The following is a 13989-nucleotide window of genomic DNA, read 5'->3' as shown; positions in this document are numbered from 1 at the left end:
CCTCCGGCAGGCCAGAGCGGTTGGAAAGGAAATTTCTCCGCAGTTCAGCCCGTTGCCCGTGTTTCCAGTCCCGTGCGCTGCGCGAAAGCCCCATGCTGGAACTCGCCGCTTTCACGCCGCGCCAGCGAATTGCGCAGCAGCGCGATCGTCTCGCGGCCGACTGTCGCGATCTCGCGCGGCGTGTCGACACCGACGATCATGAATTCATCGATGCCGAGAGCCGCGTAAGCAAGCAGCGACAGGGCGGCCTGGGCCGGCGGACCGGAGACATCGACCGCCTTGTGCCCTGCCGAGGAAATTCCCCGGTGGATGCGGACCGGAAGGGCGAAGCGTAGTCTGGCGGCCCGGCCATGTTCGGCGGCGGCGCCGCGCACACGCTCCATCAACTGCCTGACATCGTCGATCGAACCGGGCGCCAGTTCGAAGACGTCGGCATGCCGGCCGGCCACTTTCAGTGCCGTGCCGGACTGCCCGCCCATGCGGATGACGAGGTCGGCACCATGAGGCCCCTTGCGCGGAACATAGCCGCCCTTGATGCTGTAGAACGCGCCTTCATGGTCGAAAGGCTGCTCGTTCGACCATAGCCGCTTCAACAGAACCAGATATTCGTCGATGCGCTGCCAGAGGACACCGTGTCCGACCGGACGCGCTTCGGCATCGTCGTCGCTTAACGGCTCGCTGATCATCCTGAGCGCCAGGCGGCCGCCGCTGCGGGCGTCGATCGAGGCAAGTTGCCGCGCCGCCACGGTCGGTTCGACCACGCCGGCCCAATGGGTGAGGACCACTTCCAGCGACGAGCTGCGGTCCAGCACCTGGGCGGCAAGATCCATATTGGTCAGCAGGCCGGCCGGATCGTCGACGACGAGGTTGCGGAAACCGCCATCCTCGATCAGCGCCAGCCTGGTCGCCGTCTCGGCAAAGTCGTAGAAAAAGGAAACTGCGCTATCGGCAGGATGGGTCTTGCCGGGCACATGCGTGAATTCGATCGGCATTGCCATCTCCTCCATCTCTGGAATCACGGATGCGGTCAAATACGAATCAATGGCGCACGCGAAAGCGCACCGCGATCCTGTTCATTCAACTCCGATTGCCTGAAGGCGGTGGGTCGTCAGCCTGGCCGGACCACGGCTCAGGGAATGAGGCCCAGAACAACAGCCCCGGTGAACACGAACGCAAGGGCAAAGACGACATAGGCGAAAGCACCGGCATAGGCCGGGCGGAAGCTCTGGGCATTGGCCAGCCTCTGGCCGCTGCTGCGGGTCTCGGTGTTCTGCATATAGGACATGTCGACCTCCGTCTCGCCGGTTAATCTATAAAAGTTGTAGACTTTGTCGATTGCTATTTTTCGGCCATGCGCAGAATTTTTTTCTAACAGCGCCGTGAGAACTGGCGCTGAGTTGCTGCAGAGCGGCATCGGCGTGATCGACGGACATGGCAGCGTCGGTTTCACTTCCGGCGCTCGACGGCGCTTCACTTGCCGATCCATTCGTGCATTGGCTGCCCCGCGCGGGCAGGATAGCATCGCGGCAGAGCGACAATGCGAGATCGTCCAAAGGACATTTGGGAGGAGCAAGGAAATGGGAGCAAGACTGGCCGGCAAGGTCGCCATCGTTTCGGGCGGCGCGACGGGAATGGGCGGGGCGGCCTCGGAACTGTTCGCGGCGGAAGGCGCAAAGGTGGCGATCATCGACCGCAATGGCGAAGCGGCGGCAGCCACCGCCGCGGCGATCCGGGCGCGCGGCCAAATCGCCGAGCATTTTGTCGCCGACGTTTCCGACGAGGCGCAGGTCGAGGCGGCCGTGAAGGGCGCGGCCGAGAAGTTCGGCGCGGTTACCGTCCTGTTCAATCATGCCGGCACCATCGTGATAAAGCCGTTCCTGGAGACCAGCGTGCAGGAATGGGACTGGCTGCATGCCGTCAACGTGCGCTCGATGTTCCTGATGACCCGCGCCGTGCTGCCCGGCATGATCGCGGCCGGCGGCGGCTCGATCGTCTGCACCTCGTCGATCTCGGCGGTGGCGGCGACGCCGAACGAAGTGCTCTATGACACCACCAAGGGCGCCTGTCACATGTTCGCGCGCGCCATCGCCGTGGAATTCCGCGACCGCAACATCCGCTGCAACGCCGTCTGCCCCGGCTTCATCCGCACACCGCATGGGCTGCGCGAGATCGCCGATCTGGGCAAGCTCGGCGTCGATGTCTCCGACGCGGCGCTGGCTGCGCAGCAGGGGCGGATCGGCGAACCGGAAGAGGTGGCAAAGGCGGCGCTGTACCTCGCCAGCGACGAATCGAGCTTCGTCAACGGGGCCCATCTGTTCGTCGACAATGGTTTTACCGCGATGTGAGGTGTCCCAAAGGTCCAGGGTCTTCGTCCCAAGCCCTACTCGTCTATCGTTCTTCCCGTCGAAACGGCTTCAGCAGCGCCGACGGCGCCACCGCGTTGCGCGACATCACCGCCATGGCGACGATGGTGAAGATGAAAGGCAGCATCAGGAACGCCTCGTAGGGAATATGCCCGAGACCACTCGCCTGCATGCGCAACTGCAAGGCATCGACAAAGGCGAATAGCAGCGCGGCCCCCGCCGAGCGCCACGGGTCCCAGCGGCCGAACACGACCAGGGCGATCGCCACCCAGCCGCGCCCGGAGACGACGCCGAAGGTGAAGGCGTTGAACTGCGCCATCGACAGGAAGGCGCCGGCCAGCCCCATCAGCGCCCCGCCGAGAATGACCGCCTGGAAGCGGGTGACAATGACGCTGACGCCGGCGGAGTCGGCGGCGCGCGGGTTTTCGCCGACCATGCGCACCGACAGCCCCCATGGCGTGCGGTAGAGCACGAAGGCGGCGATAGGGATGGCCAGGATCGCCATGTAGACCAGCGCGAACTGGTTGAACACCGCCGGCCCAAGCACGGGAATGTCGGAGAGGACCGGGATCGGCAGCGTCTGAAAACCGTTGATGCTCGGCGGCACCGATTGCTGGCCGAAGATCAGCCGGTAGAGGAAATAGGCCAGACCCGACGCAAGCAGCGTCACGCCGATGCCGCAGACATGCTGGCTTAGGCCCAGCGCCACCGTGAACAGCGCATGCAGCGCCCCCATCAGCATGCCGGTCAGCACCGCCGCCAGGACGCCCAGCCACAGGTTGCCGCTGAGGCTGGCGGCGGTGAAGCCGGCCATCGCCGACAACAGCATGATGCCTTCGATCCCGAGATTGAGCACGCCGGCGCGCTCGGAGAACATTTCGCCGAGGGTGGCGAAAGCCAAGGGCGTGGCGATGCGGATGATGGCGGCCAAGAAGCCGACCTGGAAGATCTGTTCGAACACCGCGCTCATCGGGAGGCTCCGACGCGGCGGATGCGATAGGTGGTGAACAGCAGCGCCACCAGCATGGCAAGCAGTGCCGTGCCCTGGATGACATCGCTGAGGAAGGCCGGCACGCCGGTCGCGCGCGACATCGCCTCGGCGCCGGTCATCACGGCAGCCAGGAAGATCGCCGCCGGCACCACGCCGAGCGGGTTGAGCCGCGCCAGCATTGCAACGACGATGCCGGAATAGCCGTAGCCCGGCGAGATGTCGCTCATCACCTGAAAATGCACGCCGCCGACCTCGCCGACGCCGGCGAGCCCGGCTAGCGCACCGGACAGCAACGCCGTCGAGAGCAGCACCCGCTGGACATTGATGCCGCCATATCTGGCCGCTTCCGGATTTTCGCCGGTGACCCGGATCCGGAAGCCGAGCGTGGTGCGCACGATCAGGAACCATATCAGCGGTGCCGCGATAAGCGCCGCGATGACGCCGAGATGCAGCCGCGTGCCCTCGATCAGCACCGGAAAATTGGCCGAATCCTCAATCGGCGGCGAGATCGGATAGCCGCTGAAACTATCCTTCCATGGCCCTTCGATCAGCGCCATCAGCGCGTAATAGATGACCGAATTGAGCAGCAGCGAACTGACGACGTCGTCGACCTTGAATTTCACCCGCAGTGTTGCCGGCACGAGCGCGACGGCTGCACCGGCCGCAGCGCCTGCCAGAGCCATCAAAAGCATGGCGAGCGGTCCCGGCATCGGGATCGCGCCGACGAAGCAGCTCGCCACCGCGCCGGCAAGCAGTTGCCCTTCGGCGCCGATGTTCCAGAATTTGGCGCGGAAGGCGACAGCCACCGCCAGCCCGGTGAAGATCATGGGCGCGGCGCGCACCAGCGTTTCGGTGATCGCATAGCTGTCGCCGAGCGAAGCCGTGAACATAACGCCGTAGGATTCGAGCACGCCGGCGCCGGCCAGCGCGATCAGGCCGCTGCACAGCACCAGCGCGGCACCGATCGCCAGCAGCGGCAATGCGAGGTTGAACCAGGCTGGCGTCGAGCTGCGGACTTCGAGGCGGAACATCAGCTATGGCCCTCCGCCCCGGTCATCAGCAGCCCCAGCCGTGCGATCGTCGCCTCGGCGCTGGGAAGCGTGCCGGCGATGCGGCCCTCATACATCACCGCGATGCGGTCGCAGAGCACGAGCAACTCTTCCAGATCCTCGCCGATGACGATGATGCCGCAGCCCTTGGCGCGCATGTCGAGGAATTTTTCATGAATGAAGCGGGCGGCTCCGATGTCGAGGCCGCGCGTCGGCTGCGAAACGACAAGCACCTTCGGATCGAAGGCGAGCTCGCGCGCCAAAAGCGCTTTTTGCAGATTGCCGCCGGACAGCGCGCCGGCGCGCGTCATCGGCCCGGGGCATCTGATATCATAGGCCTTGATCTGCGCCTCGGCGAAGGCGCGGATCGCATCCGGCTTGAGCAGGCCCTTGCTGCTGAAAGCGGCGGTGCCGATGCGCGGCAGCACCATGGAATCGGCGAGCGGCAAATTGGTAACCAGTCCCGTCGTCATGCGGTCTTCCGGGATGCGGCCAAGGCCCAGCGCCTGCACCTCGCGCGGCGAGAAGCGAGACACTTTCTGTCCCGCAATCGTCATCCGACCGGCATCGGGGGCGCGTACGCCCGAGATCACCTCCGCCAGTGCCCGCTGGCCATTGCCGGAGACACCGGCAATGCCGAGGATCTCGCCGGCGCGCACGGAAAGCGACACATCGCGCAGCGGCGTGCCCGAATGGCTCGAGGTGGAAATGCCGTCGAGAGTGAGCACCGCTGCCCCCGGTGTCGACGGCCCCTTGGCCGGCGGCACGATCTCGTGGCCGCACATCAGTCGCGCCATTTCCGCCGACGTGGTGTTGGCCGGATCGTCGACGCGGCCGGCGACGCGGCCATGCCGCAGCACCGTGCAGCGATGGGTGAGCGCGCGCACCTCGTTGAGCTTGTGCGAGATGAAGATGATGCCCAGACCCTGCGCCGCCATCGACCGCAAGGCCGAAAACAGACCGTCGACTTCGCTCGGCGCCAGCACCGCGGTCGGCTCGTCGAGAATCAGCAGTTTTGCGCCGCGAAACAGCGCCTTGACGATCTCGAGACGTTGCTGCTCTCCGACAGACAGCGCCGAGACCGGCAGGCTGGGATCGAGTGTCAGCCCGTGCTGGCGGCTGATTTCGGCCAACCGCGCCAGTCCGCCGGACCGGTCGATCCGCCCGGACTTGCCTGGTATGCCGATAAGCAGGTTTTCCAGCACCGTAAGCCGTGGCGCCAGGTGAAAATGCTGGTGCACCATGCCGATGCCCGCGGCCAGTGCATCGGCCGAACTGGTGATCCGCACCTTCCGGCCCTGGATGAGGATCTCGCCGGCGTCGGGCGCATAGGCGCCGAACAGCACGTTCATCAGCGTCGTCTTGCCGGCACCGTTCTCGCCCAGCAAGCCGAGGATCTCGCCGGGCGCCACGCTGAGGTCGACGGCTTCGTTCGCCTTGACGGCGCCGAAACTCTTGGTGATGCCGTGCATTTCGATGAGCGGGGCGGGCAAGGGCGCTCCTGCGGAGATGGCTCTGCTTCACCCTCCCCCTTGTGGGGAGGGTCGGTTTGCGATCGCAGCGAAGCGAAGATCGTAAGACGGGGGTGCGGCGCCGAAGACCCCACCCCGCTCCGCTTCGCGGATCGACCCTCCCCACTAGGGGGAGGGTAAGGAACTCAATCCGAAACCGGTGTGTTCTCGTCCACGTCGACGCGGAAATTGCCTTCAAGGATTTCGGCCTTCTTCTTCTCGACCATGTCCTTGACCTCGGCCGGCAGCGTCTTGTCAAACTTATGGTAGGGCGCCAGGTGAGAACCGCCCTTGGCCATGCGCGAGAAATCGCCATAGTCCTGCGCCGTGAAGACGCCGGCCTTGACCAGTTTTATGGCTTGTTCGACGGTGGGATACATATCCCAGACCGGGCCGGTAATGACGGTGTCGGGGCCAAGGCTCGACTGGTCGGACATATTGGAGATGGCGTAGATCTTTTTCTCCACCGCCGCTTCGATGACACCGAAGCGCTCGGCATAGATGACGTCGACGCCGGCGTCGATCTGAGCCACGGCCGCCTCCTTGGCCTTGGGAGGATCAAAGAAGGAACCGATGAAGGCGACCTTCTTCTTGATGTTCGGATTGACCTCCTTGGCGCCGGCGAAGAAGGCGTTGACCAGCCGGTTCACTTCCGGAATGCCCATCGCCGCGACGGCGCCGACCGTGCCCGACTTCGACATCTTGCCGGCGATCATGCCGGAGAGATAGGCGGGCTCGTGGATCCAATTGTCGAAGACGCCGAAATTGGGCTCCGCCGGCCCGGCGCCGGAGCCGAACAGAAAAGCAGTCTTCGGGAACTGCTTGGCGGTACGGCGCGATTCACGCTCGGCGGCGAAGGCATCGCCCAGCACCAGTTCATAGCCGCCCTGTGCATATTCGCGCATGACGCGGCTGAAGTCGGCGGTCTGCACCTTCTCCGACCATTTATACTCGATGCCGAGTTCCTTCTCGGCCTTCTGCAAAGCGACATGGATCTGATTGTCCCACGGCTCCTCGATGGGCGTGGCGAAGATCGCCGCTACTTTCAGCTTCTTGTCCTTGGCGAAGGCGGCGCCCGGCAGCATCGCCGCGGCCAGGCCAAGCGCGCCCAGCTCAAGCACGTCGCGCCGCGAAAGGCCTTCGCGCGTTGAATGAGATTTGTTCTTCCGGTTTTCCATTGCAGTCCCCTCTGTTCGACAGCCGTGTCGAGCCGGCCGTTCTAAAAATCAGACGAGGAACTATGGAACGGGTCCGGACTTTTGTCCACATGGTCAAATTTGGCAGATCGATCATATCCACTCTCCTGGACTAGCCGGGAGAGCGGTTGTTCAGACCCGTTCGAGCGCGATAGCGATGCCTTGGCCGACGCCGATGCACATGGTCGCCAGCGCATAGCGGCCGCCGCGTTCGCGCAGCTCCAGCGCCGCCGTGCCGGAGATGCGCGCGCCCGACATGCCCAAGGGGTGGCCGAGCGCTATGGCGCCGCCATTCGGGTTGACGTGCGGCGCATCCACCGCGATGCCGAGCTGGCGCAGCACTGCGATGCCTTGCGAGGCGAAGGCTTCGTTGAGCTCGATGACATCGAACTGTTTTGGCGTCAGGCCAAGCCGCGCGCACAGTTTTTGCGTCGCCGGCGCCGGGCCGATGCCCATGATGCGCGGCGCGACGCCGACGGCGGCCCCGCCGAGGATGCGGGCGATCGGCGTCAGGCCGTATTTCCTGGCCGCCGCTTCCGAAGCGACGATCAGCGCCGCCGCCCCGTCATTGACGCCCGAGGCATTGCCGGCGGTCACCGTGCCGCCTTGCCGGAACGGCGTCGGCAGCTTGGCCAAGGCCTCTATCGTGGTGCCAGCGCGGGGGTGCTCGTCCTTCGAGACGACAACCGGATCGCTCTTGCGCTGCGGAATGGTCACCGCGGTTATTTCCTTGGCCAGCCGGCCATTGGACTGCGCGGCGACGGCCTTGTCCTGGCTGCGCACCGCGAAAGCGTCCTGGTCCGCGCGGGAAACCGAAAAATCCTCGGCGACATTCTCGCCCGTCTCCGGCATGGAATCGACGCCATACTGACTCTTCATCAGCGGGTTGACGAAGCGCCAGCCGATCGTGGTGTCGTAGATCTCGGCATTGCGTGAAAACGCCGTCTCGGCCTTGGGCATGACGAAGGGCGCCCGGCTCATCGATTCGACGCCGCCCGCGATCATCAGCTCGGCCTCGCCGACCTTGATTGCACGGGCGGCGATGGTCAGCGCATCCATGCCCGAGCCGCACAGGCGGTTGACGGTCGAGCCGGGGATTTCCTTCGGCAGGCCGGCCAGCAGCAGCGCCATGCGCGCCACGTTGCGGTTGTCCTCGCCGGCCTGGTTGGCGCAACCGTAGACAACGTCGTCGACCGCCTGCCAGTCGACGCCGGCATTGCGCTCGATCAGTGCCTTCAGCGGAATGGCGCCGAGGTCGTCGGCGCGTACCGAGGACAGCGAGCCGCCAAAGCGGCCGATCGGCGTACGGATATAGTCGCAGATATAGGCTTCGGCCATGTCAGTCAGCTCTCCCGTTTCCCTCATGCGCCGCCTTGGTGCGACGCGTGCAGGTCGCGCAATGTCGTAGCTCGGTTCGCTTGGCGCCGACATTTCGTCAAGCGCCCGCGCGAACTTAACCACCCAGCCACAGCTCTCCTGCCCCTGCTGGCGAATCACGCTTGGATGCAGCGCCACGATCAGCGGGTTGGCCGCGAGCTCAATGCTTCATCCGATCCCTCATCGCATACCACAGCATTCCCAGCACATAGAGCGGCCCGCGCAGCGCCGTGCCTCCGGGGAAGGGCATCGGGGTCAACGTCGAGAACAGGTCCAGCCGCGAGGCGTCGCCGGTGATGGCTTCGGCGAGCAGCTTGCCCGACAGGGTCGACAGGATGACGCCCTTGCCGGAATAGCCGTGCGCGTAATAGACCTCGCCATAGTGCCCGACATGCGGCAGTCGCGACGTCGTCACCGACACCAGCCCACCCCAGGCATGGTCGATCCGGCAGCCCTTGAGCTGCGGGAAGGTGCCTTCCATGTGCGGCCGCACGAAACCGGCAATATCGGCCGGCGGCGACGGCGTGTAGCGCTCGCCGCCGCCGAACAGCAGGCGACCGTCGGCCGACATGCGGTAATAGTTGACGACGAAGCGCGTGTCCGACACCGCGACATTGGCAGGAATGACGTTGCGGGAGCCCTCCAGCGGCTCGGTGGCGACGATGTAGTTGCCGACCGGCATGATGCGGCTGTTGACGCGCGGCTCCAGCCCATTGAGCAGCGCGTCGCCAGCCAGCACGACATGCTTTGCGCGCACCGATCCTTTTGACGTCGAGACCCGGATCGAAGGCTCGCGCTCAAGCCGCACGGCCACCGAATTCTCGTGGATGACGACGCCGGCCGCGCTTGCAGCGCGGGCAAGCCCGAGCGTGTAATTCAAGGGATGCATGTGGCCGCCGAGCGGCTCGTACATCGCGCCGTGATAGGGCGTGTCGACCTTGGCCCGGGCCTGCGCCGCCGACAGGATCTCGAGGTCGCGGAATTTCATCACGCTCTCGAGGCATTTCGCCTCTTCCTCCAAATCCCTGAGATCGGAGCCGTTGACCGCGCCGACCAGATGGCCGGTCAGCCTGAGATCGCAGTCGATCGTATGGCGCTCGATAATGTCGAGCACCAGGCTGCGCGCCTCGAAGGCGAGATCGAACAGCGCCTTTGCCCGTTCAGGCCCATAAAGCTTGACCAGGCCCTTGGCGCCCTTGCGCAGGCCGGGGATCATCTGGCCGCCATTGCGGCCCGAAGCGCCCCAGCCAATCTTGCCGCCTTCCAGCAGCACCACCTTCAAGCCGCGTTCGGCGGCGTGAAGAGCGGCCGACAGACCGGTGCAGCCGCCGCCGACGACCACCAGGTCGGCCTCGACATCGCCGATAAGTGCCGGATGGTCCGGCGCCGGATTGGCGGTGGCGACATAGTAGGACTTGCCGATGTCGAGACCGGAATTGAAACCCGTTGAAGATGCCATGATCACACCTTCAAGAGCAGGTGGTCGCGTTCCCAGCTCGTCACCACGCTCTGGAACAGGTCGAGCTCGACGCTTTTCACGCGCAGATAGGTCTGGAAGAAGTCCTCGCCGAGCAGTTTGCGCACCGGTTCACAGGCCTCGAAACGATCCAGCGCCTCCTCCATCGTTTTCGGCAGCGTGCTCTTGATCTTGTAGGCATTTCCGGATGCTTCCGCCGAGCGCGCCAGCTTCTGTTCGACGCCCAGATAGCCCGCCAGAAGCGAGCCGGCGATCGCCAGATACGGATTGCAATCGGCACCCGGCAGCCGGTTCTCCACCCGCCGCGCGGCGCGCCCGCCGGCCGGCACGCGCAGGCCGCAGGAGCGGTTGTCATGCGACCATTCGATGTTGGCCGGCGCACTGTGGTTCGGTCTAACGCGCCGGAACGAATTCACGTTGGGCGCGAACAGCGGCATGATTTCGGGAATGTATTTTTGCAGGCCGCCGATGAAATAACCGAACATCGCGGTATCGGCATCATCGCTGCCGGCAAACAACGTGTTGCCGGCCTCGTCGATGACTGACATGTGCAGATGCATCGAGCTGCCGGCCTGTGCGGCGATCGGCTTGGCCATGAAGGTCGCATACATGCCGTCTTGCTGGGCGGCCTGGCGCGTCAGCCGTTTGAACAGCAGCACCTTGTCGGCCAGCGGCAGCGCGTCGCCATGCAGGAAGTTGATCTCCAACTGCCCCGGTCCCGATTCATGAATCAGCGTATCGAGCGGCAGTCCGGCCGCCTCCGCATAGTCATAGACGCGCCGGACCACCGGTTCATATTCCTCGAGCGCCGCCATGTCATAGGGATGCTGCACGGCCTCGGCGCGGCCATTGCCGCCGGTCGGCGCGGTCAGCGGCTTGTCGGGATCGGGATTGGGCGCGGTCAGGTAGAATTCGAGCTCCGGCGCCACTACCGCCCGCCAGCCGCGCTGCCGGTAGAGATCGAGCACGGCGCGCAGAACATGGCGCGGCGAGGCCATCCATGGCCGGCCGTCCATGTGGAAGGCGTCGGCGAAGACGTAGGCCTTGCCAGCGCCGGCGCCCGGCGCCAGGCAAAGCGTCGAGACATCGGGCACCATGCGCATGTCGGGGTCCGAATACGCAAAACCCTCGTCGATGGAACCGGAATAGCGCCCGTCTATGCTGACCAGGAAGGCGCTGCTCGGCAGATAAAGCGCGCGGTCTTCCAGCGCCGTGAGGAATTTTGCCGTCGGCAGCGCCTTGCCGCGCAGCACGCCGTTCATGTCGGGCACCAGGCATTCGACCTCGTTGATGCCGTGCTGCGCCAACCATGCCTTGGGATCGCTGAAGGGCGCGGTATTCGTGTTCTTCTCAAGCATTTCGTTCAAGTCCGTATCAGAGAGAGTATGGCTTGCGCGGCCACGTTCTGGGTGTCAGCGCCATCTGGCTGCATTTCCCTTGAGGCGGGCGCGCATGGCGTGGTCGGCCAGCAGGCCGGGAATGGCTCTCTCCAATCCTCCTTCGGTCCAGCCGTCACGGCCGATATGATCGCCGGTGCCGGTCTCTTCGGCGCGAGGTGCATTGTCGTGGCCGTCCCGGCAATAGGGCATGATCAGCGACGCCACACAGAAGCGCAACGCCTCGCAAAAGCCGGTGTTGCCGCCGTGGTGGATGAACAAATCCAACTTCGCCACCGCCGAGGACTGCGGAAACCAGGCGCCGAGATAGACATTGTCGGGCACCGCTCGGTAAGCGTCGCGCAGGCCGCCGACATTGACGATGAAGCGCGCCGGCAGCTTGTCGGCAAAGACGCCGGAAAGGCCGGCATGGAAGATGAAGGCGGGGCCCCGCACGGCCCGCGCGATGCCGACGCAATTCAGCGCCGCGCCGAAGCCTGCTTCGGGGAACAGCGCGATGGTCGGGCTGACTTTACGCGTCAATTATTTCCTCTTCATTCCGGCCGGCTGATCATGCCGAACGGCGCGGGAGCGCCGCGGCCGGCCGCTTGCGGTCGCAGTTTGCGAGAGCCGCAGATGGACGCGAAGCAGATCGGCAGTAACCTAATACTGCCGGCTTTCGAGCTGGTCGAGTGCTTTCAGACGTTCGCGCAGCGATTGCCGCAGCCGAAAGACATTGGCGGCCACCGGTATAGATGCCGACAGCCGCCGCAGCTTAAGGTGATCGGACAACGCATCGGCCACGAAGCGATTGGCCGCAAACACGTGTGAGGCCGGCTGCCCCGTTGTCGCTGGCGATGCTACGGCGTCGGTTGCATGGCAGCGGCCGTCTCGTCGATCTTGCCGGCAAGGACGCCTTGGGCCCAAGCGGTGACCTCGGCGTCGACGGGCTTGTTGGCCATATCGGTCAACGCCGCGTCGAGTGCGGCCGGGTCGGTGCCGACCGCCGCCGCGTCGACCACTTCCTGCTGGGCGTCGATCTGGTCCTGCAGAGCCGATATCTGTCCAGGCAGGGCCGCCTGCTCCTCGGGGGTCATGGCGGCGATCTGGTCCGGCGTCAGCGACGTCAGCGCGTCCAGCTGTGAATTCAGGACGTCCAGCTGGGTTTGTGCGACCTTGGCTTTTGCCGACTGCGTCACGAAAGCCTGAAGCGCAGCGAATTTCCTGCTCTTGGAATTCATATAGGCGTTGACGTTGCGCTGGAGCGAGTTCAGCCGGCCGAGCTTGGCGTGGAGGTTCTTTTCCTTGGGCAGGGACGAAACCTTTGTCTTCGTATCGACCGTGATCGTTGCGTCCCTTGTCGCCTTGGCTACCTGCCCGCGGGCCGACGAGGACTTACCGTGCGTAGCGCCGCTGTTGCCGTGGGCGCCACCATTGCCATTGCCGCCGCTGTGACCACCACCATGGCCTCCGCCGTGTCCATTGCCGGCCAGTGCCGGAGACGCCAGAAGCGCCAGTGCGGCTAGCGCCGCCAACACAGTTTTCCGGTTTGTCATGTCAGTCTCCTGGGGAAACGCCGCTCTGCGCCCGCTGCTATCGTAAGTTCGTATGAGAAGCCGCTAATTATGCGCAGTAAACTTTAGACAAAGACTGTCTCAATAAGAGAGAAGGGGCAACCTGTCGGTACGGCAACTGATTGATATCCAACAGAAATCGACGTTTTTGAACGGCTGTGGTACTGAAGTCCCATGCCGGTCGGACCATGGTCCGAACTGTCGGTCAGAGTTGATTTCGGCGCTGCCGGCCGGCGCCGCGGCTCTGGCCCAGAACGCGCAGGCGACGGCGCTTTTCACCAATCGGCCGAAGGCCCAGACGGCTGATTCAGCCGATGCTTTCGCCACCGTCGATCACCAACGCCTGGCCGGTCATGAAGGATGACCGATCGGACACGAGGAAGAGGATCGCCTCGGCGATCTCCTCGGCGCTGGCCCAGCGGCCCATCGGGATCTTGGTGCGGACATAGGCTTCGATTGCCTCGCGTCCGCCCATCTGGGCGATGAACGGTCCATTGAACGGCGTGTCGACCCAGCCGGGGCAGAGCGCGTTGACGCGCACATTGTGGCGGGCATAGTCGAGCGACATCTGCCTGGTCATCGCCACCACGGCATGTTTCGAGGTCGCATAGGCGATCATCTCGCGGTCGTAGAACACGCCTGAATTCGAAGCCGTATTAAGGATGACGCCGCCGCCCTGCGCGACCATCGATGGCATGACGATCCTTGCCGCCAGGAACTGCGCCCGCACATTGACCCGCCAGGAGGCATCCATGCCGCCGACCTCGACCTCGGTCAGCGTGCCGCCGACCTGGATGCCGGCATGATTGTGCAGGATGTCGATGCGCCCATGCCGGTTGAGCGTGCCGGCAAGGAGCTGCTCGACCGCATTGTCGTCCGAGACGTCGGTGGCGACCGCCTCCGCCCGGCCGCCCGCGGCGCGTATATCCGAAGCCGTCGCCTCGCCGCTGGTCCGATCCCTGTCCGCGATGACGACCACCGCGCCTTCTCTGGCCATGATCATGGCGCCGGCGCGCCCGATGCCGGAACCGGCGCCTGTCACCACGGCGATGCGGTCTTCGAGGATCATGATGCG

The 13989-nt window shown here is 64.8% G+C and carries 13 protein-coding genes and 1 pseudogene; 2 read left to right on the top strand and 12 right to left on the bottom strand.

Features of this window, described 5'->3' with window-relative positions; all coding sequences use genetic code 11:
• Nucleotides 1-44 precede the first annotated feature (44 nt).
• Together FJ979_RS05370 and FJ979_RS05365 are read right to left on the bottom strand one after the other, a co-directional pair.
• Nucleotides 45-992 (bottom strand): LLM class flavin-dependent oxidoreductase, encoded by a 948-nt coding sequence (locus FJ979_RS05370; protein ID WP_140580189.1) that lies wholly within the window; start codon nt 990-992, stop codon nt 45-47.
• A gap of 137 nt (nt 993-1129) precedes the next feature.
• The gene (locus FJ979_RS05365) at nt 1130-1285 is read right to left on the bottom strand and encodes a hypothetical protein (RefSeq protein WP_140492547.1); all 156 of its coding nucleotides are present in this window, start codon (nt 1283-1285) and stop codon (nt 1130-1132) included.
• A gap of 292 nt (nt 1286-1577) precedes the next feature.
• Here FJ979_RS05365 and FJ979_RS05360 point away from each other — a divergent pair, with 292 nt between their 5' ends.
• Nucleotides 1578-2345, top strand: coding sequence for an SDR family oxidoreductase (locus tag FJ979_RS05360; RefSeq protein WP_140580188.1), 768 nt, complete (start codon nt 1578-1580; stop codon nt 2343-2345).
• A gap of 43 nt (nt 2346-2388) precedes the next feature.
• On the opposite strand, the gene FJ979_RS05355 is transcribed toward FJ979_RS05360, so the two are convergent.
• The 8 genes and pseudogenes from FJ979_RS05355 to FJ979_RS05320 all read right to left on the bottom strand — a co-directional run.
• Nucleotides 2389-3333: an ABC transporter permease gene (locus FJ979_RS05355; RefSeq protein WP_140492554.1), complete on the bottom strand. Its 945-nt coding sequence runs from the start codon at nt 3331-3333 to the stop codon at nt 2389-2391.
• Nucleotides 3330-4385, bottom strand: a complete 1056-nt coding sequence (locus FJ979_RS05350) for an ABC transporter permease (protein ID WP_140492557.1) — start codon at nt 4383-4385, stop codon at nt 3330-3332. Before FJ979_RS05350 ends, FJ979_RS05355 begins: the two co-directional genes overlap by 4 nt.
• Nucleotides 4385-5896: an ABC transporter ATP-binding protein gene (locus tag FJ979_RS05345; protein ID WP_140580187.1), complete on the bottom strand. Its 1512-nt coding sequence runs from the start codon at nt 5894-5896 to the stop codon at nt 4385-4387. Before FJ979_RS05345 ends, FJ979_RS05350 begins: the two co-directional genes overlap by 1 nt.
• Before the next feature lie 164 nt (nt 5897-6060).
• Nucleotides 6061-7092, bottom strand: a complete 1032-nt coding sequence (locus FJ979_RS05340) for a BMP family protein (RefSeq protein WP_140513977.1) — start codon at nt 7090-7092, stop codon at nt 6061-6063.
• Between the two features lie 150 nt (nt 7093-7242).
• Entirely contained in the window at nt 7243-8448 is a 1206-nt protein-coding gene (gene pcaF, locus FJ979_RS05335; RefSeq protein WP_140524646.1) for a 3-oxoadipyl-CoA thiolase, read from the bottom strand.
• Nucleotides 8449-8647: 199 nt separating this feature from the next.
• Nucleotides 8648-9946, bottom strand: coding sequence for an FAD-binding oxidoreductase (locus FJ979_RS05330; protein WP_181165198.1), 1299 nt, complete (start codon nt 9944-9946; stop codon nt 8648-8650).
• Nucleotides 9947-9948: 2 nt separating this feature from the next.
• Nucleotides 9949-11322, bottom strand: coding sequence for a glutamine synthetase family protein (locus tag FJ979_RS05325; protein WP_140524685.1), 1374 nt, complete (start codon nt 11320-11322; stop codon nt 9949-9951).
• Between the two features lie 54 nt (nt 11323-11376).
• A pseudogene (locus tag FJ979_RS05320) lies at nt 11377-11754 on the bottom strand (nucleotide disphospho-sugar-binding domain-containing protein); the annotation flags it as partial.
• A 222-nt stretch (nt 11755-11976) separates the two neighbouring features.
• Here FJ979_RS05320 and FJ979_RS32445 point away from each other — a divergent pair.
• Nucleotides 11977-12171 carry a hypothetical protein gene (locus tag FJ979_RS32445; RefSeq protein WP_181167274.1) on the top strand — a complete coding sequence of 65 codons (195 nt, stop codon included), beginning with the start codon at nt 11977-11979 and terminating at the stop codon, nt 12169-12171.
• A gap of 29 nt (nt 12172-12200) precedes the next feature.
• Here FJ979_RS32445 and FJ979_RS05310 read toward each other — a convergent pair whose 3' ends face one another.
• Together FJ979_RS05310 and FJ979_RS05305 are read right to left on the bottom strand one after the other, a co-directional pair.
• Nucleotides 12201-12896, bottom strand: coding sequence for a hypothetical protein (locus FJ979_RS05310; protein WP_140580186.1), 696 nt, complete (start codon nt 12894-12896; stop codon nt 12201-12203).
• Between the two features lie 325 nt (nt 12897-13221).
• The gene (locus tag FJ979_RS05305; RefSeq protein ID WP_140580185.1) at nt 13222-13983 is read right to left on the bottom strand and encodes a glucose 1-dehydrogenase; all 762 of its coding nucleotides are present in this window, start codon (nt 13981-13983) and stop codon (nt 13222-13224) included.
• Nucleotides 13984-13989 lie beyond the last annotated feature (6 nt).

Source organism: Mesorhizobium sp. B1-1-6 (assembly GCF_006443035.1).
In the GTDB taxonomy this organism is placed as follows: Bacteria; Pseudomonadota; Alphaproteobacteria; order Rhizobiales; family Rhizobiaceae; genus Mesorhizobium.
The sequence above is the reverse complement of the archived record's forward strand: the minus strand, read 5'-3'. Positions and strand labels throughout refer to the sequence as shown.

Coding starts and splice junctions, on each gene's coding strand:
- FJ979_RS05370 (WP_140580189.1), bottom strand. CDS start 992: ATGCCGATCGAATTCACGCATGTGCCCGGCAAGACCCATCCTGCCGAT.
- FJ979_RS05365 (WP_140492547.1), bottom strand. CDS start 1,285: ATGTCCTATATGCAGAACACCGAGACCCGCAGCAGCGGCCAGAGGCTG.
- FJ979_RS05360 (WP_140580188.1), top strand. CDS start 1,578: ATGGGAGCAAGACTGGCCGGCAAGGTCGCCATCGTTTCGGGCGGCGCG.
- FJ979_RS05355 (WP_140492554.1), bottom strand. CDS start 3,333: ATGAGCGCGGTGTTCGAACAGATCTTCCAGGTCGGCTTCTTGGCCGCC.
- FJ979_RS05350 (WP_140492557.1), bottom strand. CDS start 4,385: ATGTTCCGCCTCGAAGTCCGCAGCTCGACGCCAGCCTGGTTCAACCTC.
- FJ979_RS05340 (WP_140513977.1), bottom strand. CDS start 7,092: ATGGAAAACCGGAAGAACAAATCTCATTCAACGCGCGAAGGCCTTTCG.
- pcaF (WP_140524646.1), bottom strand. CDS start 8,448: ATGGCCGAAGCCTATATCTGCGACTATATCCGTACGCCGATCGGCCGC.
- FJ979_RS05330 (WP_181165198.1), bottom strand. CDS start 9,946: ATGGCATCTTCAACGGGTTTCAATTCCGGTCTCGACATCGGCAAGTCC.
- FJ979_RS05325 (WP_140524685.1), bottom strand. CDS start 11,322: ATGCTTGAGAAGAACACGAATACCGCGCCCTTCAGCGATCCCAAGGCA.
- FJ979_RS32445 (WP_181167274.1), top strand. CDS start 11,977: ATGGACGCGAAGCAGATCGGCAGTAACCTAATACTGCCGGCTTTCGAG.
- FJ979_RS05310 (WP_140580186.1), bottom strand. CDS start 12,896: ATGACAAACCGGAAAACTGTGTTGGCGGCGCTAGCCGCACTGGCGCTT.
- FJ979_RS05305 (WP_140580185.1), bottom strand. CDS start 13,983: ATGATCCTCGAAGACCGCATCGCCGTGGTGACAGGCGCCGGTTCCGGC.